The 26581-nt window shown below is 35.1% G+C and carries 25 protein-coding genes; 14 read left to right on the top strand and 11 right to left on the bottom strand.

Going from position 1 to position 26581, the window contains the following annotated elements; genetic code table 11:
• Positions 1 to 15: 15 nt before the first annotated feature.
• The 3 genes from EV197_RS09350 to EV197_RS09340 all read right to left on the bottom strand — a co-directional run bounded on the left by EV197_RS09350 (position 16) and on the right by EV197_RS09340 (position 2794).
• Entirely contained in the window at positions 16 to 1311 is a 1296-nt protein-coding gene (locus EV197_RS09350; RefSeq protein ID WP_130286489.1) for a tetratricopeptide repeat protein, read from the bottom strand.
• 171 nt (positions 1312 to 1482) lie between these two features.
• On the bottom strand, positions 1483 to 2082 hold the full coding sequence (locus EV197_RS09345; RefSeq protein WP_130286488.1) for a hypothetical protein: 600 nt from the start codon (positions 2080 to 2082) through the stop codon (positions 1483 to 1485).
• Positions 2083 to 2119: 37 nt separating this feature from the next.
• Positions 2120 to 2794 carry a DUF4331 family protein gene (locus EV197_RS09340; protein WP_130287099.1) on the bottom strand — a complete coding sequence of 225 codons (675 nt, stop codon included), beginning with the start codon at positions 2792 to 2794 and terminating at the stop codon, positions 2120 to 2122.
• Positions 2795 to 2965: 171 nt separating this feature from the next.
• Here EV197_RS09340 and EV197_RS09335 point away from each other — a divergent pair, with 171 nt between their 5' ends.
• Positions 2966 to 4147 carry an LETM1-related biofilm-associated protein gene (locus EV197_RS09335; protein WP_130286487.1) on the top strand — a complete coding sequence of 394 codons (1182 nt, stop codon included), beginning with the start codon at positions 2966 to 2968 and terminating at the stop codon, positions 4145 to 4147.
• A 36-nt stretch (positions 4148 to 4183) separates the two neighbouring features.
• Here the strand turns inward: EV197_RS09335 and EV197_RS09330 are convergent, their stop codons facing one another.
• Together EV197_RS09330 and EV197_RS09325 are read right to left on the bottom strand one after the other, a co-directional pair.
• On the bottom strand, positions 4184 to 4798 hold the full coding sequence (locus tag EV197_RS09330; RefSeq protein WP_130286486.1) for a hypothetical protein: 615 nt from the start codon (positions 4796 to 4798) through the stop codon (positions 4184 to 4186).
• Positions 4799 to 4801: 3 nt separating this feature from the next.
• Positions 4802 to 5296 carry an RNA polymerase sigma factor gene (locus tag EV197_RS09325; RefSeq protein ID WP_130286485.1) on the bottom strand — a complete coding sequence of 165 codons (495 nt, stop codon included), beginning with the start codon at positions 5294 to 5296 and terminating at the stop codon, positions 4802 to 4804.
• A 240-nt stretch (positions 5297 to 5536) separates the two neighbouring features.
• Here EV197_RS09325 and EV197_RS09320 point away from each other — a divergent pair, with 240 nt between their 5' ends.
• Positions 5537 to 6832: an NAD(P)/FAD-dependent oxidoreductase gene (locus EV197_RS09320; RefSeq protein WP_130286484.1), complete on the top strand. Its 1296-nt coding sequence runs from the start codon at positions 5537 to 5539 to the stop codon at positions 6830 to 6832.
• Between the two features lie 81 nt (positions 6833 to 6913).
• Here EV197_RS09320 and EV197_RS09315 read toward each other — a convergent pair whose 3' ends face one another.
• Complete coding sequence (locus EV197_RS09315) at positions 6914 to 7120, bottom strand: hypothetical protein (RefSeq protein WP_130286483.1); 207 nt, start codon at positions 7118 to 7120, stop codon at positions 6914 to 6916.
• Positions 7121 to 7266: 146 nt separating this feature from the next.
• Here EV197_RS09315 and EV197_RS09310 point away from each other — a divergent pair, with 146 nt between their 5' ends.
• From EV197_RS09310 to EV197_RS09275, 8 genes are all read left to right on the top strand, one after another.
• Positions 7267 to 9420: a TonB-dependent receptor gene (locus tag EV197_RS09310; protein WP_130287098.1), complete on the top strand. Its 2154-nt coding sequence runs from the start codon at positions 7267 to 7269 to the stop codon at positions 9418 to 9420.
• Positions 9421 to 9455: 35 nt separating this feature from the next.
• Positions 9456 to 9878, top strand: a complete 423-nt coding sequence (locus tag EV197_RS09305; protein WP_130286482.1) for a DUF2141 domain-containing protein — start codon at positions 9456 to 9458, stop codon at positions 9876 to 9878.
• A 106-nt stretch (positions 9879 to 9984) separates the two neighbouring features.
• A complete protein-coding gene (locus tag EV197_RS09300) occupies positions 9985 to 10614 on the top strand; it encodes a hypothetical protein (RefSeq protein WP_130286481.1) in 630 nt (209 codons plus the stop codon).
• 13 nt (positions 10615 to 10627) lie between these two features.
• Positions 10628 to 11977, top strand: a complete 1350-nt coding sequence (locus EV197_RS09295; protein ID WP_130286480.1) for a 2TM domain-containing protein — start codon at positions 10628 to 10630, stop codon at positions 11975 to 11977.
• A 45-nt stretch (positions 11978 to 12022) separates the two neighbouring features.
• A complete protein-coding gene (locus EV197_RS09290) occupies positions 12023 to 12361 on the top strand; it encodes a 2TM domain-containing protein (RefSeq protein WP_130286479.1) in 339 nt (112 codons plus the stop codon).
• Positions 12333 to 12656, top strand: a complete 324-nt coding sequence (locus EV197_RS09285) for a 2TM domain-containing protein (RefSeq protein ID WP_130286478.1) — start codon at positions 12333 to 12335, stop codon at positions 12654 to 12656. The genes EV197_RS09290 and EV197_RS09285 overlap by 29 nt, the downstream gene beginning before the upstream one ends.
• A gap of 43 nt (positions 12657 to 12699) precedes the next feature.
• A complete protein-coding gene (locus EV197_RS09280; protein ID WP_130286477.1) occupies positions 12700 to 13020 on the top strand; it encodes a 2TM domain-containing protein in 321 nt (106 codons plus the stop codon).
• Positions 13021 to 13162: 142 nt separating this feature from the next.
• Positions 13163 to 13921 carry a LytR/AlgR family response regulator transcription factor gene (locus EV197_RS09275; protein WP_130286476.1) on the top strand — a complete coding sequence of 253 codons (759 nt, stop codon included), beginning with the start codon at positions 13163 to 13165 and terminating at the stop codon, positions 13919 to 13921.
• Between the two features lie 31 nt (positions 13922 to 13952).
• Here EV197_RS09275 and EV197_RS09270 read toward each other — a convergent pair whose 3' ends face one another.
• Positions 13953 to 14648 (bottom strand): hypothetical protein, encoded by a 696-nt coding sequence (locus tag EV197_RS09270; protein ID WP_130286475.1) that lies wholly within the window; start codon positions 14646 to 14648, stop codon positions 13953 to 13955.
• Positions 14649 to 14993: 345 nt separating this feature from the next.
• On the opposite strand from EV197_RS09270, the gene EV197_RS09265 reads away from it, so the two are divergent.
• Entirely contained in the window at positions 14994 to 16031 is a 1038-nt protein-coding gene (locus EV197_RS09265) for a flavin-containing monooxygenase (RefSeq protein WP_130287097.1), read from the top strand.
• 189 nt (positions 16032 to 16220) lie between these two features.
• Entirely contained in the window at positions 16221 to 20459 is a 4239-nt protein-coding gene (locus EV197_RS09260; protein ID WP_130286474.1) for a hybrid sensor histidine kinase/response regulator transcription factor, read from the top strand.
• 88 nt (positions 20460 to 20547) lie between these two features.
• On the opposite strand, the gene EV197_RS09255 is transcribed toward EV197_RS09260, so the two are convergent.
• Together EV197_RS09255 and EV197_RS09250 are read right to left on the bottom strand one after the other, a co-directional pair.
• Positions 20548 to 21195, bottom strand: coding sequence for a hypothetical protein (locus EV197_RS09255; protein WP_130286473.1), 648 nt, complete (start codon positions 21193 to 21195; stop codon positions 20548 to 20550).
• A gap of 54 nt (positions 21196 to 21249) precedes the next feature.
• Positions 21250 to 22119: a hypothetical protein gene (locus tag EV197_RS09250; RefSeq protein WP_130286472.1), complete on the bottom strand. Its 870-nt coding sequence runs from the start codon at positions 22117 to 22119 to the stop codon at positions 21250 to 21252.
• 370 nt (positions 22120 to 22489) lie between these two features.
• On the opposite strand from EV197_RS09250, the gene EV197_RS09245 reads away from it, so the two are divergent.
• Entirely contained in the window at positions 22490 to 24166 is a 1677-nt protein-coding gene (locus tag EV197_RS09245) for a M66 family metalloprotease (RefSeq protein ID WP_130286471.1), read from the top strand.
• Positions 24167 to 24232: 66 nt separating this feature from the next.
• Here EV197_RS09245 and EV197_RS09240 read toward each other — a convergent pair whose 3' ends face one another.
• Both EV197_RS09240 and EV197_RS09235 read right to left on the bottom strand, forming a co-directional pair.
• Complete coding sequence (locus EV197_RS09240; protein ID WP_130286470.1) at positions 24233 to 25036, bottom strand: lysophospholipid acyltransferase family protein; 804 nt, start codon at positions 25034 to 25036, stop codon at positions 24233 to 24235.
• A gap of 159 nt (positions 25037 to 25195) precedes the next feature.
• Positions 25196 to 25837, bottom strand: a complete 642-nt coding sequence (locus EV197_RS09235) for an NUDIX hydrolase (protein ID WP_130286469.1) — start codon at positions 25835 to 25837, stop codon at positions 25196 to 25198.
• Here EV197_RS09235 and EV197_RS09230 point away from each other — a divergent pair.
• A complete protein-coding gene (locus tag EV197_RS09230; protein WP_165389033.1) occupies positions 25831 to 26580 on the top strand; it encodes a peptidylprolyl isomerase in 750 nt (249 codons plus the stop codon). The two genes, EV197_RS09235 and EV197_RS09230, sit on opposite strands and share 7 nt — an antisense overlap.
• The last annotated feature ends 1 nt before the right edge of the window (position 26581 follow it).

The raw sequence follows: 26581 nt of genomic DNA, 5'->3' as shown, positions 1-26581 counted from the left end.
ATAGACTGTTGGGGTTTACAATTGAGCTACAATAGTTGATGTAACTGGACCTAATTCATAAGAGCTTTCCTTTAGTTCACTAACTAGTTTGGACATTTCGTCCTTGAGCTGATTCGACTTATAAATTTGAGCCAAATGTAAAAGAGCGGTAGGTTCATAAGTCTGACCCTTTACATGAGTCATCGCTATTTTAAGCGCTTCGGGGTGTTCTCCTTTGAGGTGCAGTATATATGCCATCAAGTCATACGTCATTGGGGTTGGACGATTTTGAAGTTCTAATTGCATATAATCCAAGGCTTCACTATAAGATTGGTATTCTTCAGCCAATACGGTGGCTAAATGCTGATGATACATAACCCCATAGGCTGGATTCGCCACCTTTGATAAAAATAGATTCAGATTAATTTCTTTTTGCTTTTGGTCTCCCATATATTCAGCAAGCTCTGCTTTAAAAAGGTACAAATCAGGATTACTTGTTCTTTCCATAATGGCATCCACAATTCTTAAAGCTTCTTTAGGATTTTTTTCGAAAGAATAAACAATCCAAGCTATTCCTTTCATCGCATATGTATTGCCTGAATCAATTTCTAATGCTTTGAGGTAATAGTGATAAGAGTCTTCAATTCTGCCCGCGTGACCGTAATAATCCGCCAGGTTGGTGTAGACCCATAACTTTAAGTTTTTCTTGTTTCCAGATTCTGCAATAGCTCTGGCCTTTTCCATATTACGGATGGTACTATCTAAATTTCCTTTATAGTCTTCCCATTTTGCCAGACGTATTAAAAAATTATAATCGCTTGGGTTTTGAATGGCGGCTAAATATTCTTTGGCTTCCTTATACTTTCCTAATTCCATAGCGATATCAAAGAGCACCATTTTGGAAATATTGTTATTATTTACTTCATATGCTGCTTTGGCAACACTATCTGCCTTTTGAAACTGGTGTTGTGTAATATAATTTTGAGCTAAGGTCAATAAATAGTTTTCTTTATCAATAGCTGCAACTTCACTGGATTTTTTCAACGCTTGTTCTGATTTGAGCACATAGTCGATATCTCCTGTAATGGAAAATAGATGTTCGTATTCTTTGGCTACTGATCGAAGCGCTAATATTTGCAAGCTGTCTTCTTTAATTTTAGAATTCCAAAATTTGATCTTTGTTTGAGTATTCTTTATTGCAGTTTGATTCGTAGTGTTAAAGAACGACTCATAATCCTTGGCATTCGTTATCGTTTCACTTTGCTTCGTAGTACAAGAAGCATATGCTATGAGAACCATAGCTATCGATATATATAGTTTAATAGTCTTCATGGTTTTGTTTTTTTTGTTTTTGTTTTTGTTTAGAGAGAAAGGGGGCAATTAATTTTTTATAAGCTTCGCAGGGCAATACCCCCCTTGCCCAGAACAAAAGTTCTGGCATCAATAGACCTATCCTATATCTTTGATATTGCCCTGCGAAGCTGTGAAGAGAGTTGTTAATTATTAGTTATGAGGAACTTCTAAATATGGAAAAATAGCCATAGGAGTTTCTCCGGCGTTACTTACACCATCAGTAACTAAAACTGGTAAATCTGGTTCTCCATCTCCATTCGTATCCTGACCATTAAATCGATCTCCATTTTGACCTCCAAATAATAAAATCAGGGATACATCGATCACATCATCAGTTAAATTTCTACCCGTTAAAATATTAGTTCCATCGAAGTATGTAGTAGGTGCGTCTGGGGCAACTTGCAATACATCTGTGGCTAATATGGTCGTTAATGTAGTGGCATCAAGACCTAAAATATTCGTTTCATACTCTGCTCCAAAAGCAGCGTGTAATGCAACTGCCTGGTCTAAGAATAACGGCTGAAATGTCTCTGTCATTTCTGAGGGTATAGTCGTATTAAAATCATTTTTTATAGAAGCCGATCCACTTAATACGGTATTGATTCCGGCTCTACCCATTTGGTCTTCTTGTACAAAAGTACCTGAAAAGTCAACGGTTTCATTCATTGGGGCTGCATCATCATCATTACTACAACTGGTAACACCTGTTATAGTCAATACAGCTAGTGCGATATATAAAATATTCTTCATTATATTAATTTTTAGATTTTTATAAATTTTAAACGTATTACTGTTTTCTCTTAGCTTCCACCCAAGTATTAAATACCTGTGTTCCTGTACCTGCAGGGTGTGCAAAGGTTCCTCCTAATAAGGAATTAGGTACTTCGATGACGATTGATAACACATTAGTTCCATCAAAATCATCATTACCTGGTACATTGAAACCATTCGGTGCCATTCCTCCAATTACTGCGTTGTATTGTGTGAAATCAAAGAAAAATGGATCTTCGCGTAATCCAGCAAAATAAGATATACCACCTTCGGTAGCTGTCATTGCATTTGCACCCATACTGATATCTACATTTCCTGTGTAAGTAGCTTCGGTATTAATACTACTATTTAAACCTGTCATGCTTGGTGCAAAAGGACCGAAGAAATACATTTTACCGTTTCGTGGAATGGCCTGAATGACTAAATCCTCTACAAGGTCTCCGTCATTATCGATATTTACTTCAATCAATACATTCTCATCAAATGTAGCTGCGTCACCTGCTGGTGCCAGCGAACTTTGTACATTGGCTACGAATACCGTATTATCAACATTAGCGCCTTCAAAGGCGTAAAAATCGGTAATGTCTGCTGTTGTACCGGCCACAGCAGGTGCGTCCAAGTGGTCTGCTGCCACCAATGTAATCCCTACCGATAGTAATCCGGCAGCAATAAACAACTTACTCTTTTTAATACTTTTCATTTTATTAGTTTTATAGTTCAACACCCATACATACGAGAGGTTTGGGGAGGTGGTTTTCCTAAGAGTAGTTAAATATTTGTTAACAAAAATGATCCGTATAAGATTGCCAGGTAAGCAGCTATTGTATATCTGAAAATAAATTAACTTTGTTTAAAAAAAGTAATGAACCCTTCGAGTAGCGGATGGATAGCTAAATTTCTTAAGGATATAGATCTGGATCCTACTATTGCTAATGCCTCATTAGATAACTTATATCCACAATTAAAAAAAACAGGGTTTATTTATGGCAATTCTATTGATGCCTTACTCATACCGAATACCAAATTATCGTACTCTCAGGAAGAAAAAACCAAAATTAATCTCTTAATAGCACTAAGAGCGGCTTACTTGGATGCCATAGAAAATGCGACTAATGAAGATTTTATAGAGGCCTTACTCGAATTCTACAAGTATCTGGATAGTAAAAAATCCTATTTTTCATTTCTATCGCTACCTACTAACTCTTATGATAAGCTTGAAAAAGCAATACATGCAAGAATTCAAACCAATGAATCCATTTTCAAAAAGAATTTTAGTCATTTATTAACCAATGCCCTCTTATTTATTGATGTTTTGGCATTTGAGTATTATCTGGTTTATGACAATAACCCTTTTCAGTATGCCTCTTTGTTTGAAGAATCCATCACCAATACAGTATTTTTGGCGTTGAATTCTAAACAAGAAAAAAACGAATACGATCAACTACTGGTAAAATTATTTGCATCTTCTGTACGATATACTAAGGTTTCTTCTGAAGGAGAAGCGAGTTTTGACCACCTTGAATTGCAAAAATTTAAGGATCCTCTTGAAAAGCAATACATTTTGGATTTAACCAGTATGGCGGTATGGAATGATGAACGCCTAGATCAGGGAGAAATTGATTTTGTACAAGCACTCGGTGCAGAACTGCAGATGCAAAAAGAAGCTGTGACTACTTCTATAAATGAGGTACATGATTTTATCGATACCTACAAAGATGAAATTACATTTTTTAAATACTCCAACCCCGCACAACACTTTTATAACCAAACCTCGCGGACGGTACGTTTGCTTATCTTGCGAAACCGTAAGCGATTAATCCGAGAGATTACAGAAAGTAAAGATCTAATGATACTACTAGGTCAATCTACGGTAAGAGAGTTAAGCGCTGAAGAAAAGCAGCGTGTAAAAAATCAATTATTAGATATTTGCAAAAGCATACCCTCTTTAGCCATTTTTATTTTACCAGGAGGTGGTATATTATTGCCATTGCTAATAAAGTTTATCCCTCAATTACTGCCTTCAGCTTTTAATGAAAATAAGTAAAAACCGTCTGAAAGATTTAGAGTATAGTTCTAGCAACTACTCATCAAGACTTTCTAACTCTTCATAATTTCTCTTTAATCGTCTAGTTAATACTCCATAAACGACACGGTACAATAATGCGATAAGACCAATAAAGATTGAAATCAAAATTATCGAGGTAATAATCAATACGGGCAATGGCAATTCTTCAGCCGCGGGATCTACCGAATCCGAGTAGTATACCAGAAAAACTGATATAAATGAAAAAATAGCTAAAAAACTTAAATTAATAAAAACGTAGTGTTTTACGGTTTTTCGGGTTTTTATAATGTTATGCATCAATTCTTTAGCAGAATCCGTAACCTTAATTCTTTTGTAGTTCAAATAAAACTTTACCATAAAGTAAAATAATATTCCGTAAGAGAAGAAATAGGATATATAAGTAAACACCTCTAGATAGGTCCCTTCGGTTGGATCATAAACCCCAAGGAATCTTAAAATAAGATCAAGTGAGGTCCAAAGCACAAACTCTAGTATACTAACAATAAATATCCATTTAACTATAGATGAAGATTTCTTCAAAATCATTTTATAAATCTCATCATAAGAAAGTTTAGGAAGTGATCCTTCCCGTCTTTTCCAGTCTTTTTTTAATAATTCTAATTCATCCATGTTTTACGGATTTAAAATATTTTTCAACTTCGTCTTCACTCGATTCATCCGCACTCTGGCATTTACTTCTGTGATACCCAATGTTTCGGAAATATCTTTATATGATTTATCTTCGAGATATAAAAAAACTAAGGCTTTTTCGATATCATTTAATTCTTTAACCGCTGCGTACATCAATTTTAACTGTTGCTCAATTTCATCATCATACTCTTCAGCCTTGATTTTAAATTCCATAAAATCGACATCCGAAGTTTTTATACTCCTTTTGGATTTTCGGTATAAGGTGATCGCAGTATTCAGCGCTACCCTATACATCCAGGTACTAAATTTAGAGTCACCTCTAAATTTTGGATAGGCTTTCCACAGTTGAATAGTAATCTCCTGAAACAAATCATTATGAGACTCCCTATCATTGGTGTAAATCCGACATACCTTGTGTACGATATTCTGGTTTTCCTCTAGCTTTTTAACAAATTTATGTTCTAATTCCTTGTCCACATCGGTTACTTAGTATTGTATAAGTAGATCCATACTACAAAATGTTACATACTTTTAAATATTTTTAAGGTTTATTCGGTAAACTCCTTATTTTGAAAACGTTAACAAGACACTACTCTATTTATATTTCTGTTTTGAACGTTTATGCTCATTTTACAAGCTATTCGAGCCTAAAAAAGTATGCGACACTGAAGTATTACCACTTTAAATTTTAACTTTGCAAAACAACACCATTATATTATGAATATCCCTTCCTCAAACCTACCCAGATTAGTAATTATCGGTGGAGGTTTTGCTGGTGTAGCGCTGGCCAAAAAATTGGTAAAAGAAGATTTCCAAATCGTTTTACTAGATCGCAATAATTATCATACGTTTCAACCTTTACTCTATCAAGTATCTATATCGGGTTTAGAACCAGATTCTATCGCTTATCCCCTGAGAAAGATTATCAAAAAAGGGAAGAATACGTACTTCCGTATGGCTGAAGTCAATAACATTGACCCCAATAATCAAAAAGTTACAACCAGTATAGGAGATATTTACTATGACTATCTGGTCATTGCCACTGGTGCTAAAACTAATTTCTTTGGCAATGAGGTAATTGAAAATAATGCCATGCGCATGAAAAATTTACCGCAAGCATTAAATTTACGAAGCCTTATACTCGAAAACTTAGAGGAAGCAGTACGAACTGAAGATGAGCAAAAACGAAAAGAATTATTAACCTTTGTCATCGCAGGCGCTGGTCCAACAGGGGTAGAATTATCTGGAGGTATTGCAGAATTAAGAAACCACGTATTACCAAGGGACTTTCCGGATATGGATTTCTCAGCTATGGAAATTCACCTTATCGAAGGATCCGACCGGGTATTGCCACCAATGAGCGAAAATGCCTCTAAAAAATCTACTAAGTTTTTAGAAAAACTTGGAGTTAACATTCATCTTAATACCCTAGTAAAAGATTATAGTCAACATACTGTTAGTACAAACACGGGCTTAACTTTACAAACCGCAACGTTTATTTGGGCTGCAGGAGTAACCGGAGCACCTGTAGATGGCTTACAAGCTGATAGTTTTGTAGCGAAAACGAACCGATACCAAGTTAATGAAATTAACCAAGTAGCAGGATACAATAATATTTTTGCTATCGGTGATATTGCCCTAATGGCTAATGAAACTTATCCTAAAGGACACCCTATGGTAGCGCAACCTGCCATTCAACAAGGTAAACACCTAGCCAAAAACTTGAAACGACACCTTAAAGGAAAAGATATGCTTCCTTTTGAATATTTTGATAAAGGTACTATGGCTACGATAGGAAGAAATAAAGCTGTTGTAGATTTGGGTAAATTACGTTTTGCTGGCTTTTTCGCGTGGTTTGTGTGGATGTTTATTCACTTATGGTTTTTAGTAGGCTTTAGAAATCGATTGGTTACCTTTTTTAACTGGTCCTATAACTATATCAATTTTGATAAAGCAGCGCGATTAATAGTTCGTCCTTTTAAAGGGAGTAACGATGTTATAGAAAAGGTATAGCAATTTGATATTGCATAAATAAAGCCCCTAATTACTTATAATCAGGGGCTTTTTCTTTACAACTAGTTTTATTTTAATCTACTAAAAATCTAATTGAAAGCAGTGTGGATGGTCTAAAGCTACTGTTAAATCAATGCATACACCTCCACAACACGCTAATCCTCTTGCGCATGGATTTAAACCACTACACGGTGCTGGAGGATTTTGTGCACCACCAGCTTTAATCTGTTTTTGTTGATTTCTTTGAAGTTGCTTTACTCCATTCAATTTTAAAATTGATTTTAACATTATTAAAAGGTTTTAAGATTAGTCCTATAAATTACCATAAATTTTTAATAGCACAACTGATCCCTAAATTTTGACAGTTGGGTAATACTGAATTTCAGGATACCAAAGATGTCCGCATTTTTGGCATGTCTAAAAAAAACAAACCAATGAAATTCATTACTACATTAATCCTACTTATGAACCTCAACCTAATATGGGCACAAACCACCATTTCTGGTGTTGTGATGGATGAGGCTAACACACCGATACTTGGTGCCAATGTTTATCTCGATGGTACGTATGATGGCGGTTCTACAGACGATAACGGAACTTTCGAGTTTGAAACTACTGAAACTGGTGCACAAACCTTAATTATATCCTTCCTTTCTTTTGAGACTTCTTCAATAACTGATGAAGTGTCTCACTTATCCAATTTAAGCATAAAGCTTAAAGAAGATGTAAACTCTCTTGGCAGTGTAATTTTAAACGCAGGAACTTTTTCTGCAGGGGATAATAGCGAAGCTGCCGTACTTACGCCCTTAGATATCGTAACTACCGCTGGGGCCGCAGGGGACTATATTGGTGCTTTCCAAACACTACCGGGTACCTCAACCGTAGCAGAGGACGGCCGCCTTTTTGTAAGAGGAGGTGATGCCAATGAAACCAATATCTATATTGATGGGCTTCAGGTGTTTCAACCTTTTACTCCTGCAGCCAATAATCTACCTACACGAGGTCGTTTTTCGCCATTTCTATTTAAAGGAACAAACTTTTCCACCGGTGGATATTCTGCTGAGTACGGCAACGCTTTATCCAGTGTACTTTTACTAAACACCATAGATGAACCTGACGAGGAAAAAACGGAATTTCAATTTATCAATGTAGGTTTAGGTGGAGGTAACACCCAAAAATGGGGCGATAATTCTTTAAGTATCAATGCTTTTTATCTCAATCTAAAACCTTATCAAAATATCGTAGATCAACGTGTCGATTGGATTAAACCGTATGAATCTATCTCTGGTGAATCCGTATATCGTCATCAGTTCAACAATGGGTTACTTAAAGTATATGGAGGGTTTACCTATGCCGACTTTGAGCTCAACCAACAAGACATCAATGTACCCCAGGGTATTAACTTTTATTTAAAAAACAGAAACTTATACCTCAATTCTTCATACCGTGGCGATCTAGGAAACGACTGGAGTGTGTCAACTGGAGTTAGCTTTGCTAATGACAACAATGGTATTAGGATCGAAGGTATGGATGTAAATAATGCCGACAACAGTTTCCACGCCAAATTAAAATTGAAAAAAAGATATAGCAATCGTTTCAAAATTAATTATGGCGCAGAGCAATATCTCACACATTATAAGGAAACCGCAGCTAACCCCGATTTTGAAGCCTTTGAATCCCAATATACCAACAATACTACCGCTGTATTTACAGAGGCAAATATATTCTTGAGCAAAAAGTTTGCGTTTCAAACCGGTATTAGAGGAGCATATCATTCGGTACTGGAAGATTATAACATTTCTCCAAGAGTATCTTTGGCGTATAAAATATCCGAAAACTCACAAATGTCTGTAGCGTATGGAGATTTTTATCAATTGCCTGACCAGAACGTGTTGCAATACGAAACCGAATTAGAGCCTAGTAAAGCTTCACATTATATCGCCAACTATCTCTATCAAAATAACGGCCGTATGTTTAGAGCTGAAGCCTATTATAAAACGTATCAAGACTTGATCAAATACAGCACGGAAATGCCACAATTTGATAGTGAATACTACTCCTCCGGGGAAGGCTATGCCGCAGGTTTAGATGTGTTTTGGCGCGATGATAAATCCATACCTAATTTAGAATATTGGATTACCTATTCCTACTTAGATACCGAGAGGGATTATCAAAACTTTGAAACCAGAGCTACGCCTAATTTTGCTGCTGCACATAACCTTTCTGTAGTCGGTAAATATTTTAAAGAAGATTGGAAATCACTGATTAGTGCTACCTATAATTTTGCCAGTGGCAGACCCTATGACAACCCCAACACTTCAGCATTTTTAGCCGAAAAAACTAAAAGTTATAATTCTTTAAACCTAAGCTGGGCCTACTTAATCAGCCCACAAAAGATTTTATACCTATCCGCTTCAAACGTATTGGGAGCTGATAATATTTTTAATTATCAATATAGTAATACACCAGATATGAATGGCCAATTTTCTCGTAGCGCTATTAGACAACCTGCCGATCGCTTCTTTATTATTGGCTTCTTTTGGACCATCAGTGATAATAAAAATGACAATCAGTTAGATAATCTCTAGAAAAAATCTATTTAATCTTTAAAAATTCAAAAACAATGAAAAAATCAATTCTTTTAATTGCATTAACTGCAATAGGCACACTATCAACCTTAAAAGCACAAGACACCAGTTCCTTAACTGTTACTATAACCAATATCAAAACTCAAGAAGGGGTTATTCGTATCGGCTTATACAATGATGAAGCTACCTACCTCAAAAAAATAGTTCAATCCAAGAAACCTGAGGCGAATGCAACATCGGTTACTGTTACCTTTAATGATTTACCCAAAGGCGACTATGGTATTTCTTTATACCACGATGAAGATCGCAATGGCGAACTCAACACCAATTTTATCGGTATTCCTTCGGAGCCTTATGCCTTTAGTAATAATGCAACAGGAATGTTTGGTCCTGCCAAATGGGAGGATGTAAAGTTCACCGTTGGCGACACTCCAACAGTGCAAAGTATTACCTTATAGCTTGAAGCTTACAATTCATCCGTACATACTTACAGTTCGGTAATAAAAGTTATAAAACCAGCCTGTCTGAAACTACTTTTACACTATCAATTAAACTAAAGAAATTATGAAAACACTAATTACGATTATCACGCTACTATGTCTCCAGTTCGCCATAGGACAGCAAAATTACAACAAAGGAATGAGCAAGGCCTTTGAACTTTGGAAAGCACAACAGACCGATGAAGCGGCTAATTTATTTGAGCGTATCGCCGGCGCAGAAAAAGAGAATTGGATTCCCTTTTATTATGCCGCTCAAATACATATCATCTCTACCTATAATACTAAAGAAGGAAAAGAAATTGAATCACGCTTAGCTAAAGCACAAAACTTAGTGAATGAAGCCAAAACGTTTTCTGACAATAATGCAGAAGTATTGGTGCTTGAGGCAATGCTGAACACCGCCTATGTAGCTTATAAGCCCAATGTCTACGGAATGAAGCTTTCTGCTAAAGTTGAAGAACTCTACCAGCAAGCAAAGGCGTTAGAACCAAATAACCCCAGAGCCATACTGTATCACGCTGAGTGGAAAATGGGATCTGCAAGATTCTGGGGTAAGGATCCAAAAGCCTTTTGTCCTGAGGTAGAAAAAGCTATATTGTACTTTGAAAACGCCGAAGAACCAAAGGTGCCATTTTACCCGCATTGGGGTATGAAACAAGTAACCAGAGTACAAAAAATTTGCAATCAATCCTAGAACTCAATAATTCATGAGAGGTATCTATAAAATATTACGTGTTAGCATAATCATAGCCATCTTCATTCAAGCTTTTGAGTTATTACTCAACTTTAATGAGCCAATTGTAGTTCAAAAAGAACTCAGAGATTTAGCTATTCATTTTGTATTTGCTTTTACACTTACATTTGTTAATGGGTACTTTTTTGATAAAATCAACGAATACTTTAGCTGGGAGCAGCAACCTCAAAAACGGTTATGGTATGGCGCCATAGGGTCTATTATCATAACCATGGCAACCTTAGCTATTTTGAGATTTGTGTTAGTGGTATTATTTTTTGGTAGAACCTGGGCTCATTTTGTAGCCACCGAGAGGGTAACTTATTATGTTATAGGTTTTATCATAACCCTATTTTTCTCTGTCTTTTTTCACGCTTTCTATTTTTACAAAGAGCTACAAAAGCAGAAGATTACTGAACAAAAAATTATTGCTGATACGGCTTCCGCCAAGTTCACCGCCTTAAAAAATCAACTGGATCCACATTTTTTGTTTAACAGCCTAAACGTATTGACATCTTTGATAGAAGAAAATCCGATGATGGCTCAGAAGTTTACCACTTCTTTATCTAAAGTATATCGCTATGTACTGGAGCAAAAAAATAAAGAACTGGTTACTGTAGACGAAGAACTAAAGTTTGCCAAAACTTATATGACCTTGGTAAAATTAAGGTTTGAGGACAGCATCATTTTTGAAATGCCCGAAAAATCTGCTAATCCAGATGCTAAGGTAGTACCCTTATCACTTCAAATTTTGTTGGAAAATACAGTGAAGCATAATGTAGTGACCTCTAAACGACCACTGCATATCAAAATATATGAAGAAGGCAATATGTTGATCGTAGAAAATAATCTACAACCCAAGGAAGTAATTAAAGAACGTAGTGGTGTTGGCCTTGGCAACATCAAACAGCGATATGGGCTGTTAACCAAAAGAGAGTTTGCTATTTACAAGACTGATAAGTCCTTTATAGCTAAACTCCCCATATTAACCAAACAAATTAAAACAACAGAAAAAATGACAATTACAGATAATATAGCTGAAGCAAAAGAAATTAAGTACAATAGAGCGAAAGAACGCGTTAAAAAAATGAAAGAGTTTTACGGTAGTTTAACTGCATACTGTATTGTAATTCCGTTTCTGATATTTATAAATTATAAAACAACAGGTTTCGATATTCCATGGGTGATTTTTCCAGCTTTAGGTTGGGGTATTGGGCTATTTTTCAATTACGCAGAAGCTTTTGACAAACATCCTTTTTTAGGAAAAAACTGGGAGAAAAGAAAAATTCAACAATACATGAATGAATCCAATCCTAATGATTAGGGATTTGGTTTTCTAATACCATTAACCGACTTAAAAGATACTATTATGAGTTCAGATAATCTTTACGAAAATTATAAAAGAGCAAAGCAAAGGGTAAAAAAAGAACGTGAGTTTTATGGGCATTTAGTTGCTTACCTTATTATGAATGTTGTGATTTTAGTGTTTAAAAGCAAACTATTACAATTAATTATGCACGGAGAAACGGACCCTAACTTTGAGCTTTGGTGGGACTACAATTTAATCTTTACGCCACTATTTTGGGGTATTGGCCTACTCTTCCACGGGTTATGGGCCTTTGAGAAAACCATACTTTTTAATAAAAAGTGGGAAAAGAAAAAAATTGAACATTATGTAAATGAAACAAAAGACAAACGTTATGAATGATTTTGAAAAACAACAAGCCTATGAGCGGGCTAAGAAAAAAGTAGAAAAAGAAAAAGGATTCTATATTCACCTTACGGCATATGTGATTATCAATATCTTTTTATTGCTTTTAAATTTAGATTTTGCTGATCGTGGATTAGAAAGATTACTGGATTGGAAGCTTTACATCACACCAATAGCTTGGGGTATAGGTTTACTCTTCCACTTCTTATCTGTATTTGGACCTAATTTTATATTTAGTAAGGATTGGGAGGAGCGAAAAATCAAAGAGCTTATGGATAAGGAAAACTTTTAAACAAAAAATTACAACTTTAAACAAAAAAATAAAACAACTACCAATGAGAAACCCTAATGAAGAAAAAAGATATCAACGTGCCAAAGAACGTGTAGATGATCTGAAAAAGTTTTACAATAATTTAATCTCTTATGTGATCTTTATCACTTTTCTGGCCTTTGTAAATTATTATACCAATGGTATGAGCTGGGATGGCTATTTATGGTTCTTATGGGCCGCATTTGGCTGGGGTATCGGATTAGCCTTTCACGCTGCCAAAGTATTTAGAATCAACCCTGTTTATGATAAAAACTGGGAAGAAAAAAAGATCAAAAAATACATGGAAGAAGAAGAAAAAGATAAAAACAGTCAACTGTGGGAATAATTATGAATTATGAATTAAGTAGACCGAGGAGTTTCCAAACCCGAAACCTATATGAACTAGGTATAACTTACTAAGTTTACTATTCACAGTATTAAGAATAACATAAACCCAAAAACCAAAAAAAAAAATCAACAACAACACTATGAACGTTATCATCATCGAAGACGAAAAACCAGCAGCCCGACGCTTAAACCGTATGTTATCGCATTTGAATATGGAGGTAAACACTATGCTGCACTCCGTTAGTGATGCCATTGAATACTTTACCAATAATGAACATCCTGATTTGATTTTTTTGGATATTCAATTGAGTGATGGGTTATCTTTTGAAATTTTTGACGAAGTCAACATTCATAGTGCTATTATTTTTACTACGGCTTATGATGAATATGCTTTAAAAGCCTTTAAGCTCAACAGTATTGATTATTTGCTAAAACCTATTGACGATGAAGAACTTGAAGCTGCGGTAAATAAATACAAAGCACAGCTACCCGAAAAGAAAAACCTACAGGTCGATTTTGAAGATATCAAAAAACTGTTAGTTAATCCCATGGATCGAGTATATAAAAAACGATTTACTACTAAAGTAGGCCAACATCTTAAAATCTTTACGGTTGAGGATATCGAATGCTTTTATTCTGAAAATAAGGGTACTTATCTACATACTACCGATAACCGAAACTACTTGATCGATACCACACTCGAAAATTTAGAAGAAGAATTGAATCCCAAAGAGTTTTATCGTATTAGCCGAAAGTTTTTTGTCAACATCAATGCAATTAAAGATATTATCTCCTATACCAACTCTCGCCTACAGATCAAATTAAATCACTTTGACGAGCAAGAAGTCATTGTAGCACGCGAGCGTGTTAAGGATTTTAAAGAATGGTTAGAGCAGTAAAGCCTTTTTTAACAAGTAAAATTTAAATACCTCAATAACGTTTCGTTTTTTTAGTTGCATATACTATAGTGCCAATTATTAACACAAGTACAATAATCACAAGAACTAGTGCTCCTAGTGATACCAGCGGATTTTTTGCACCAAAAGAACCTATTTTTTTACCTAAATTATAGGATTTTTTAGCTTGTGGAGATTTACCATAAAATTGTGAAACTCCCGTACCTTTAGTAACGTTTATGGAATTAAAAAAAGTATTGGCATCAGATGTATTTTGATATTCTGCACGTTGGTAAAGAAATGAATAAAAATTTTTATTTAATAAAATATATTTAACCTTTGATAACGTGTTTTTTAGCGTGTCCTTATAAATTATCTGATACCCTTTAAAACCTTGGATATCTATTACATTTTCGGATTCAATCTGTAACTGGTCACTATCGGTATATTCTACAGCCTTATTCTTATAATAATTTTCTAAAGATTCTAAGTTATACGGTAAACTAGACTCATAACTATTTATACCTTTATCTTCTGCGAGTTCTCTACGTACTAAGAAGGTACCGTCAGGTTTATTAGTGAAATAAGCTATATTTCCATCTTCAATTGAACCCTCCTTGTTAATAGGATAGGGCATATCGACCGAAACATACTTGTCTATGGTTAGCGTTTGTTGACAAAAAGCAGTAAACGATAATAAAAGAAAAAGTAGTGTAATGTTTTTATTCATGGGTTTGAGTTTTATTTGTACGTCTGGCTTGATATTTTGTTTAATTTTTTCCAGTTATCAGATTTGCGTTATTACACCTTATAGGTAGCCACTCTTTTTAAAATGTTACAGGGTGTTTACGATGATTTAAACATAGAAATGTATTTATCACTACAATTTGAATTACTAACAAGTTAAAATTCGGTTGACTTAATTATGACCTATAACAGTTTAGTAATCAAGGAGTAACTCCTCCTAAATAATTATAAAGCTTATGACATCCTCTGGACATTAACCAATTTACTTTTTAACAAATAATTAGTATTTTCGTACCTGGTTAAGGAGAACATGAAAAAGAATTCAAAGATGTATGATTTTGTGGTGATTGGAGGTGCGCAAGCCGGATTGGCGATGGCGTATCATCTAAAAAAAATGAATAAAAACTTTTTAGTGGTTGATGGAGAGAAGGAAATCGGTGCCTCCTGGCTCAATAGATGGGATTCATTAAGACTATTTACACCAACAGAATTTAATCACTTACCTGGATTAAAATTTAATGCTCCAAAGGGCCATTACCCAACTAAATTTGATGTGGCCGATTATTTCAAGGATTATGTCGCCACCTTTAACATCCCGGTGCAACTCAATACCTTAATCAATACCGTATACAAAACCGAAGATGGATTTTGCCTGGAACATGATGAAGGTACGATCAAAACTAAAGAGGTAGTTGTTGGCACAGGACCTTTTCATACGCCTTATACCCCACCCTGCCATAAAAAAATAGCTGAGGACGTATTGCAAATGCATAGTAACTACTATAAAGGGTTATATCAATTGCAAGAGGGGGACGCCCTGGTCGTTGGTGGAGGAGATTCTGGCTATCAAATTTTAAACGAAATTTCAAAAGACGAAACCAGAACGGTATACTTTTCTGGAGACACCAGCGTAAAATCCTTACCGCAACAATTTCTTGGCAAAACGATATGGTGGTGGTTCACCGTGACCGGATTTTTACGGTTTAGTAAATACAGTTGGATCGGTAAAAAATTAAGTAAAACTACACAACCGGTAATCGGTACGGATGTAAAAGAGATACTATCGCGTAGAAACGTCATTTCGGTGGGCAGAACCAAAGATGCTCTTAAGCACGAAGTAATCTTTGAAAAACGGAATGTTTCTACGATAAAAAATATCATTTGGGCCACGGGATATCGGCCTAACTTTACCTGGATTGAAGGACTGGAACTCGATTCCGACGGATATCCAAAAAACTATAGAGGGGTCAGTAACTTAAAAGGATTATACTTTATCGGTTTACCGTGGTTATATACCCGTGGATCCGCTACCCTGGGTGGGGTATCCAAAGATGCGGAGTATTTAGCAAAAGAGATCTATAAGTAAATCATACCCATAAACCAAGCCTAAACAAAATTTAATAATCGGACAAGTTGCTAGTAAAAAAGGACATTATTAATCTTTTTAATAGTAGCTAAGAGGTATTACTCAATAAAATTGATACATTAGAGGTAGTGGAAAACAAAAAAAGTAAGAGGTAGTCTTAATGACCAATATTTGCTAACTATCTTTTATATGCAAAATAATTTTTATCTTAAAACCTGGTTGATTTGGTATCTATTCTTTATTGTAGTTACCGGTTATGCACAAGATACTTTTATAAAAAATGATGACGTTAAAGTTAACAAACAATCATTTGATACCCTACCTTATCCCAAACCAACTAATCATCTCAAAAACATTACTGCAAAAGAGGGCTTATCCAATAATACAGTCTTCGCTATCATCCAGGATAAATTTGATTTTATTTGGATTGGAACTAAAGATGGTCTTAATAGATATGATGGATATACTGTAAAAACGTATCGAAATCGTATTGGAGATACTACAAGTTTAAGTCATAATGAAATATGGGATTTAGCGGAAGACCAACAAGGTAATATATGGGTTGCTACTTATGGAGGTGGCATCAATAAGTACAATCCTGAAACCGATACCTTTAAAAACTACCTCAATACAAAAAAGGATTCACTACGCACCGGTAAAAATCACGTCATGTCCGTTTTTGTAGATTCTCAAAACAGGATATGGGCTGGAGATTGGTATAGTCTTAACCTTTATAGCCCTTCAAAAGATAGATTTGAAACCATATTATTCAACCCAGATCAAATATGGGAATACTCCACTTATTGTATACAAGAAGATAAGAGAAATAATATATGGATAGGAACTGACGGCAGTGGAATTATAGGTTATGATCCGATTCAAAAAAAAATTAGTAAACATTATAAACCTAATTATAAGGACCCTTCAAATAAAATATTTACTCCGATTACAGCCTTTATCATAGATAAAAATAATGATTTATGGATAAGAGGAAATAGATTTGGTATTATTCATGTAGATTCCAAAACAGCTAAAATGAACATCTATGATGAATATTTTCAAAGTAGTGAACCCTTATCCTATAATGTTTTTTTGCACCAGGATACTTCAGGCAAATTACTCTATGGTAGAAAAGGATTAGGTGTACAGTGGTTTAATCCAGAAAACATAGCACAACATATCAATAAAAGCACAGGTCTTTTACAAACTCAGTATCTTTTTTATGATGAAAAATATAAAAATGTAAGCCCTACCGCTATCTTAGAAGATAAAGCAGGGTCATTATGGGTTGGGACCCAAACTAAAGGTGTAATATACATTGCGGCCAATAGCAAAGCCTTTCATTATACTAAAAACATAACCTCCTCTTCAGATCTGTTAAGTACCCAATCCATTAAAAAAGTGATTGAAGACGATCAGGGCTTTTTATGGTTTGTAGGAGATGACTTTGGATTGGCTAAGAAGGACCCAAAAACTGATGCCACAGTTGGCGTGGCTACACTACTTCCTCAATTTAATAATACCTCCACCGAAGTTAATTTTGAAGACCTTACAAAAGATAAAGATGGTAATATTTGGATCACAACTCTTGAGCACGGTTTGATATGTTTAAATCCAAAAACACTAAAATCATCTGTTTACTATATCGTTAACAACCCTGGAACACCTTCTTATTTGACCAAAAAATATAATCCTAAAAACAAGTTAGCTCCATTAAACAATATCATTATGACCAGTGATGGAACTTTATGCATTTCATCCATTGTGGGTAGCGGTTTAATTCTTTTTCACCCTCAAAAGAATACGTTTTCCTGTTATGTCAATGCGGATGGTCCAGAAGGACCCCGATACCTTCCGGGGTATTACATCAATTGTATATACGAGGGAGTGGATAAGCAGTTGTATGTTGGATTTTCTAATGAAGGATTGTATCGACTAAATGAAAGAAGCAAAAAATTTCAGAAGGTTTCTTATTCACAAAGTAATTCTTTAATGAACTCAGGAAACGTATTGTCTATTTATCAGTACAACAAAGATGTACTCTGGATAGGGACAGACAAGGGTCTGTTTAAAAAAGACCTAAAAACGAATCAGGTTACCCAATACACCAGAAAAGAAGGTCTCAACAATAATTACATCAGTAATATAATCGGAGATAACACGAATCGATTATGGATAACTAGCAACGGTGGAGTAAATCAATTTGATCCTCAAACGGAAACCTTTAAAAGCTATGATTATAATGATGGGCTGGGGCAAACGGAATACAATTTGAATGCTACTTTTAGAAGCAAAACCGGGCTGATCTTTTTAGGAGGTACAAAGGGATATAATTCCTTTAAGCCTAAAGAAATTAGTGAAAATTCAGTAGTGCCTAATATCGTTATTACAAACTTTTCTAAGAAAGATAGTTCCGGCAACTTTGTGAATATACCCAATGTTAATAGTTCAAAAGCAATGCTTCTATCCTATCAAGAAAACGATTTTACGGTGGAATTTGCGGCTTTGGAGTATACCAACCCTTCTTCAAATCAATATCGCTATCGCTTAGAGGGTTATAATAAAGATTGGGTTCAACTAGGAAATAAGCGCGAAATCACCTTTACCAACCTAAATGAAGGAACCTATAGCCTTAGAATAATGGGGTCTAATAATGATGGGGTTTGGAATGAGATGCAAAAACCTATTGATATAACGATACTACCTCCCTGGTGGCGTAGTTGGTGGGCATATTTTTTGTATTTCAGTTGCGCGGTGTTTGTCATCTATTTTATACATCGCTACCGCACCAATAAGTTAGAATCTATAAAGCTTAAAGAATTAGACACCCTAAAATCAAAACTTTTTGCTAATATTTCTCACGAGTTAAGAACTCCTTTAACCCTTATATCAGGACCTGTATATCTAGGACTTGACAAGTATAAAGATGCTATACCTAATGAACTAGAAAAAATCCTAAAAACTGTTCAAAAAAACACCAAATCGCTACACGTACTTATTGATGATATCCTGGATTTATCCAAGCTAGATGCTCATAAAATTGAGCTAAAAGAAAAAACCAGTAATATTTGTCTACTTTTAAATAATATAACCAATGATTTTATCTATCTGGCTGAGCAAAAGTCTATACAGTTTATAGCGGATTATGGCGAGATAAAAAATTGTATGGTGACCATTGATAACAAAAAACTACAAAAAATACTAAACAATCTATTATCCAATGCTATAAAGTATACTCAGGCTAATGGAACGGTATATCTTAAAGCATCTTTAGTAAATAATAAATTATGCATCACGGTTAAAGATAATGGTATAGGTATATCAGAAAGGGACATGCCCTATGTTTTTGATCGGTATTATCAAAGCCAGGACACCTCTAAACCACTTGAGGGAGGTACGGGAATAGGACTAGCCTTAGTAAAAGAATTAGTGAATGTAATGCAAGGAACAATTAATTTACAAAGTAAAATTAGCAAAGGTACAGAAGTTACATTATCTATACCTGCAAACCCGGTTACTAAAACAATTGATACCAGCACAGAAGAAGCAATCATAGAGGAACAACTATCTATAGATAATTATGAGGTTACTGATATTATACCTACAATAAAGATTCACGAACATACGATTCTTGTTGTTGAAGATACCCCAGATATGTTATATTACATTAAATCTATCCTAACCGATTTTAAGGTGGTGACCGCAAAAAATGGAGTGGAAGCCTTAAAATTGCTACAAAGTATAACCGTCGATCTTGTAATATCAGATCTTATGATGCCGATGATGGATGGCTATAGCCTACTAAAAACTGTCAAAGAAGATGAAAAGAACTTTGATATTCCATTTATTATATTGACGGCATTAACAGCAACAGATAAAAAATTAAAAGCCCTGACCATAGGCGCCGATGATTATCTTACTAAGCCTTTTGAACCCTCAGAATTAATAATTAGAGCGCATAACTTAATTCAACGATATACGATTAGACGAGAGGATCGAAAAAGACAACTCACTAAATCGAATATAGGTCAGCTCACTAATTCTACTGCCCAGGAATATCATCAAGATCAACTACCTGAGGAAAATGATCAAATGATTACTTCAGCGGATATAAAATTAATAGAGACCATAGCTGAAGAGATAGAAAATAATTTAGAAAACCCGGATTTCAAACTCTCTGATCTTAGTGAAAAGGCACACCTAGGTGAGCGTCAACTTCGTAGAAAAATTAAAAGTATTACTGGGCTGACACCTAAACAGTTTCAACAAGAGATAATATTAAAAAAGGCACTAAAATTATTAGAAAACAAAACCTATCATAGTGTTAAAGCCGTAGCACTATCCGTAGGCATCAATAATGTTACTCGCTTTAATAGTCTATTTGAAAAACGATTTGGCAGAAAACCGGTAAGTTATTTGAGGTTCTAAAAAGCTAAGAATTTTTTCTTTACAAAAAGAAATCAATTCTACTTCTATAAGTAATCAGAAGTAGAATTGATAATAATTAAAGGTGTTGTTATAAACAATCACCTGCAAAAATTTCTGCAACTATTGCAACAACTAATGCTAATGTGCACTCCTTGCCTGTTTTTCCATAAATAAACTTTGCACACCAATAAACTTGTTCTTTCCCAACCGCTTGTACAAGAGGTGTTGCCGCACCTTCTGAAGTGGCAATAGCAAAAATATCACCTAAACCATTTACTGTTAGACAGGATGCAAAAGACATATTCTCCCACCAAGCTGAGGCTTGCATACAAGCACCAAAGGTAGTCAAGTCTTCACCAATACATTTTAAAAGCGTTTTGATTTTTTCCTTTAAATTCAATTTTTGTGCAATACCCTCCATAACTATCATTCTCTCTGCTGCATCTAAATCTCCATATCTCGGGAACTTTTTATTTATTTCTTTCTTATGAATTTCCAGTTTACTTATAGAAGTATTTAAGTTTTTCTTTATATCCTTCGAAAGATTCTCCATTTCACTTCCTCCCAGCGAATATGCCATTGTCAAACGAAGAGATAGATCTAAGGTTTCTAAGACATCATTATCCATGGCCATTTCTTCAATTAAGTCAGTAATGGTACAATTATTAAATCCATAAGATTCAGTCGTTCCAGTATAAAGCAAGATGACTAACGATAAAATTTTATATATTTTCATTTTTATTGGTTTTAAATTAATAAGTATTTTGCTCTTCAAAAAAGCGCTTTTTCACTAAAAACGAGCATATGATTTTGGTGGAAAAGAAGTTAGATTAGGTGTAATTGTACTTTTATCAGTGATTCTTAAACTTTGATCCTTTCCAAGGGTGATAATTTTCATTTTACCTCCATAATCTTTAGCTTGAAAGAAGATGAGGTAACTCGTTTTATCACGGTCATTTATCACATTGAGTCTATAATCCCAATAACTTGTTCCTAGATTAAGGCAGTTATTTAAAACACTTCCAAAATTGAGAGAACCTCTTCCGATTGTACCATTGTGATGTACTAAATTAGTCGAAACTGAATTTGAAGGAATATTATTATTACTTATCAGCTTAAATAATGAGCTATGTCCTCTACTTCTATTAAACTTATGAGCTACGTGATAGGAAAAAGTGACATCATCATGATTTAAAGTCAATTTACCCAATTTATCAATTTCACTATTTGATAATCTCTGATTTATTGGATTGGCTACTTGTTTAGGGACATTTACTATTTCCTCAAACTCATTAATCCGAAAACCATCAAAACTTTCAATATCTTCTTTACTATGTAATCTTATAGATGCTATTTTAGATTTTAGATCTGGCATAGCGTTTTGTAATTTAATATTAGAACTATAAATAGAAATGATGTTTCTATCAAAATCATAATTAACAGCAAAAGCTTTTTCTATTTCTTTATTTATAACTTTCTTATCAGTAATTGGCTTTCCATCTAATTCATAATTTTTGAGATCATCAATACTTTTAAAAAGTGAATTTGTGGTGCTGCTGGAGTTCGTTTGCTCTATGTTAATAGTTTCGAATTCATCTAGATCATTATTACAACTAGATAGTAAACCAACGAGCAACATCGTAAAAATTAATTTTTTCATAATACTTTAATTTTAGTTATTAAATGTTTAATGTTGTACAACGAGTATAAAATTAGCTCTTAGATCTCCGATAGAAGACTGATAAACGGACATCGCATTACGATAAAAGTCATCACTTTACAAAAAGAGACATCCCTTACAGAATCGGTAATACTGTTTCAACTTAGCTCAGCTGCACGTATTAAATAGAAAGGTGAAACCGTAGTATTTAAGACACGAAAAAATTATATACCTCTGAAAAACAGCACTCCACAAGACTCTTTTTAGGTTTACACATACTGATGCTTAATAATAAATCAATCACAATTTTATTCGCACTAAGTAGTTATCTTTGGTACAACTATGTTATCAACCCCAAAAAGTCTACTTTATGAAAAGTAATTATCTCCTACTCGTATTGACACTACTTATTGGTATTGCGTGTAGCAAAGAGGAACTTTCTGTCCCGCTTAATCCTTATGATGATGCAAACCGAGATTTCGAAGTCTTTTTTGCTCAAACGCACGTTATGCATCCTGATGACGAGCGATTTAAATTAGTAAGCAATAAGGAGGCTCTGTTAAAAGCCCAAATCACTGAAGAAGCATCAACTCCAGCAATAGCTGTATTAAACCTAAATGGAAATCAACTAACTATAGAATTGGATCCACCTACTAACGCCCCGGAAGTTATTGATTTAAGACCAGGGCAAGTGGATCATAATTATGAGGACAGTTACACTGCCATTATCCCAAAAGAATGGGTTAAACCTGGTCTACAAATAACGGTAGAAAGCGGTACACAAAGCGTAGATCTTGTAGACTTAACTATTGGAGCGCCCAATAAGATAATAATGACCTTGTTTGATGCGCACTTCTTTGTAAATTCTCCCGGTGACTACCCTACCGGATGGAAAGAAGAGTTAGAAGCCAAATGGCCTGCAACCAGCATCGAATTAATTAGAGTGCCTAATGTGCTTTTTCAAGAACTTACTGTGCCACCCCGAAGAGATGCTAATGCCATTGCCGCACGTGTCAGTTCAAGAGAAGAATACCAAACGATCACCGGAGCTAGCTTTGATGGAGAACAGGCTACTGCAGCACAATGGAACAGAGCTCTTAAAGCAGCGGCAGGTACCAAAGGTAGAGTATCGTTGTTTTACACTAATATATATGGCGTGCCATCTGGTGGACAGGCCGGTGGATTTGCCGGAGTTGGAAATGGTAATAATATTGGAATACTGCATCACGAATTGGGTCACGCATTTGCACTACCACATTGGGGTAATAACCAGCAATATCCTTATAAAGGAGATATGCACGGCATAGCAGCCCCTGACAATTTTAATAAAACCCACGCTGGTCCTGTGTGGGCATTTGATCTACCAAGTAAAAAATTTATCCCTCCTACGGTTCAACCTAATGCAGTAGGTGGAACACCTGGAGTTTACAAGCAAGACCCTATGCAAGGCGGTGGACAAGGTGATCAAGAAGAAGGATTTTTACTAAGACATTTTTCGGATTATTCTGTAGCTCAAATGCAACAGTATTTAGAAAATCATATCGTGATTTGGAACGAATCTTTAGGCAGTTATGCGAGCTGGGATCATAGTACTGGAGATTATACACAAATAATCTCAAATAATGGAGTGGATTATGCCAATGAAAGAAATGTAGATGTGATCAGTATAATGGCTGGGGTAAGCGCTGTAACACCACAAGCTACTATTGTTTATCCTCCTATAGGTCCATATCGCAGTGGCTTGATCGATTTATTTGATCCAACTCTTGAAGCTGACCGCCAGAGAGCTGGTAATGTATATTGTCCTGATGGAGGTTGTGATGTAAGTGTACGCATCACACAAGGTGGTTTGGTTAAAACTTATATGCTACCTATGGCTCTAGATAATAGCGCAGATCCACTGGACGGTAATAGCTTTCAAACCCGAGCCATTAACCTTAGGGCTAGTGATGGCCTGGTAATTCAAATAGAACTATTAGCAACCCCAGATGCAGAACAAAACGGTTTACCTACAAACCCAACTGTTTTGCGAAGCTGGAATCCATAAAATTTAATTATACGATATAAAAAAACCGGCAAGAAAGCCGGTTTTTCTTTATTTAAAATAGTGCGATCAATACTCCCACCTTCTTTTTTGATTAAGCTCTTCCATAGCTTCAATTTCTTCTTTAGGAATCACTTTTAAGAACGATGGATGTTGTTCTATGGCATATTCTAATTTTTCAACGATATCATCAATTGAATCATTTTCATAATCAATATCCAATGGTTTTTTGATCACCATAGACTGCAAGATTCCTTTCTTTTTGATCGTTACTCCTTTTTTATCAAATGATCTTCTAAAACCATCAATAACAATTGGAATTACGATAGGCTTATACTGACGTATGATATGCGCAGTTCCTTTTCGAATAGGTTTAAAAGGTTTTGTTGTTCCCTGCGGAAAAGTAATTACCCACCCGTCTTCTAAAGCTCTTTTGATATTGGTAATATCACTCATCTTTACTTGTCGGTTAACTTCCTGGCCTGCTTCACGCCAAGTACGTTCTACAGTAATCGCTCCTGCATACGCTAGAATTTTTGCCAACAACCCCGCATTCATCGTTTCTTTGGCAGCAACATAGTACAAGTTGAGTTTAGGGTTCCATAAGTATCCGATATTCTTTATAGAATCTGTTCTACCACTAAGGCTCGCATTGAACACATGAAACATGGCAACAACATCTGCAAAATAGGTTTGGTGATTCGAAACAAACAACACGCCATTTTCGGGTAGCTCTTTAAAAATCTCACTGCCTTCGATATGAAGCTCATTAAATCCACGATATCTTCTATGGGTTAGTGCTCCCATAATACGAATTAACCACTTCTTTAAAAACAATATATGACCAAAAGGATTCTTTTTAAATAATCCCATAGAATTATGATTTACAATTTTAGTTGATTAGCGATGTGTAATTCTTAGTATCTAGCTGATTGAACTATGAATTTAAAAATTTATCTACAATCCTACACTAAGACAAGCGATAAATTCTTGTGAAAATTCAACAAAACAGCTGCCAAATATAAAAAAATATCATTCTAAAACACCTTTTAAAAATACTTTCAGCTCACTTAACATCATCGCTGTAGCTCCCCAAACCACGTAACCATCTAGATTAAAGACCGGTACCTTTATATTTTGAGCATATGACGTACTTAATTTTTGCGAAGTAACATTAGCATCATCTAAAAGTTTAGCAATTGGTATTTCTATGACCTGAGCTACCTCATCTTCTTGCGGTATAAATTGAGGAGTTTTCATAGTAGATCCTATATAAGGATACACCCAAAAATTAGAAGGAGGAATATAAACTTTAGTCATCGGTTTTATGACACGCATGGCTTCCATAGGTACACCAACTTCTTCCCAGGTTTCGCGTAATGCTGTATGTTCAAAATCAGGATCTGTGTCTTCTACTCTACCCCCTGGTAATGCTACCTGACCCGAGTGAACCCCTTCATACGTTGGGCGTAAAATCAATACCAAATGGGTAATTTCATTTTTAGGATAAAAAAGCATGAGTACGGCAGCTTTCTTAGGGTTTTGCTCCTCTATTTTTAGCTGATGCAACTCTCGCATTCTTAATTCGGGCGCCATATGAAAATGAGAAGATTCTCCCGGTACCGACATTTTCATTATTTTTGGTATCAAATTATTAAATGTATCAAATGTCATTGACCAAAACTTTTTTATCGTTACTTGTTCTCTTTACTTGTATAAGTATAAGTTGTGAAGATACACAATCTAAAAAAAATAAAACGACTACAACTGAAGCGAAAACTTTAAAAAAAGACACCGCAGTAGTAGATAGCAATCCCAAAACGACCGCGATCAATAAGGACTCCGTAACCACCAAAAAAGAAGAACCCTTTAAAATAACCAATGATAACCTGATTGATTTTTTTACCCAATATGGTAAAGAAAACCAAGAAACTATTGTACGCATCAAAACCCGACTAGGTAGTTTTGATATTCAATTATTCGAAGAGACCCCAATTCATAGAGCGAACTTTATTTATTTGGTGAAACAAAAATATTTTGACGAAACATTCTTCTATAGAGTTTCCAAAGGTTTTGTAATTCAAGGTGGTAATAGTGACCGTACAGAAATGTCAAAAAAACGTTTTGAAATTGGCGATTATACCATTCCACAAGAACAGCTAAAAGGGGTTCAACACGATAGAGGCATGGTAGCGCTGTCTAAACAGTGGGTAGATAACCCTTCTAATCGTTCTACACCCTATGAATTTTTTGTGGTGGTAGCTCAGAATGGAGCCCATCATTTAGATGGAGAGCATACCATATTCGGCAAAGTAATTCGAGGAATGAGTACGGTAGATAAAATTTCCAACGTACCTGTAGATGGCAGCGAATGGCCAAAAGAAAATATTTTTATTACCGCAGAGGTCATAAAATAAC

Source organism: Aquimarina brevivitae, assembly GCF_004216895.1.
Lineage (GTDB): Bacteria > Bacteroidota > Bacteroidia > Flavobacteriales > Flavobacteriaceae > Aquimarina > Aquimarina brevivitae.
This window is presented reverse-complemented; position numbering and strand designations above follow the sequence as displayed.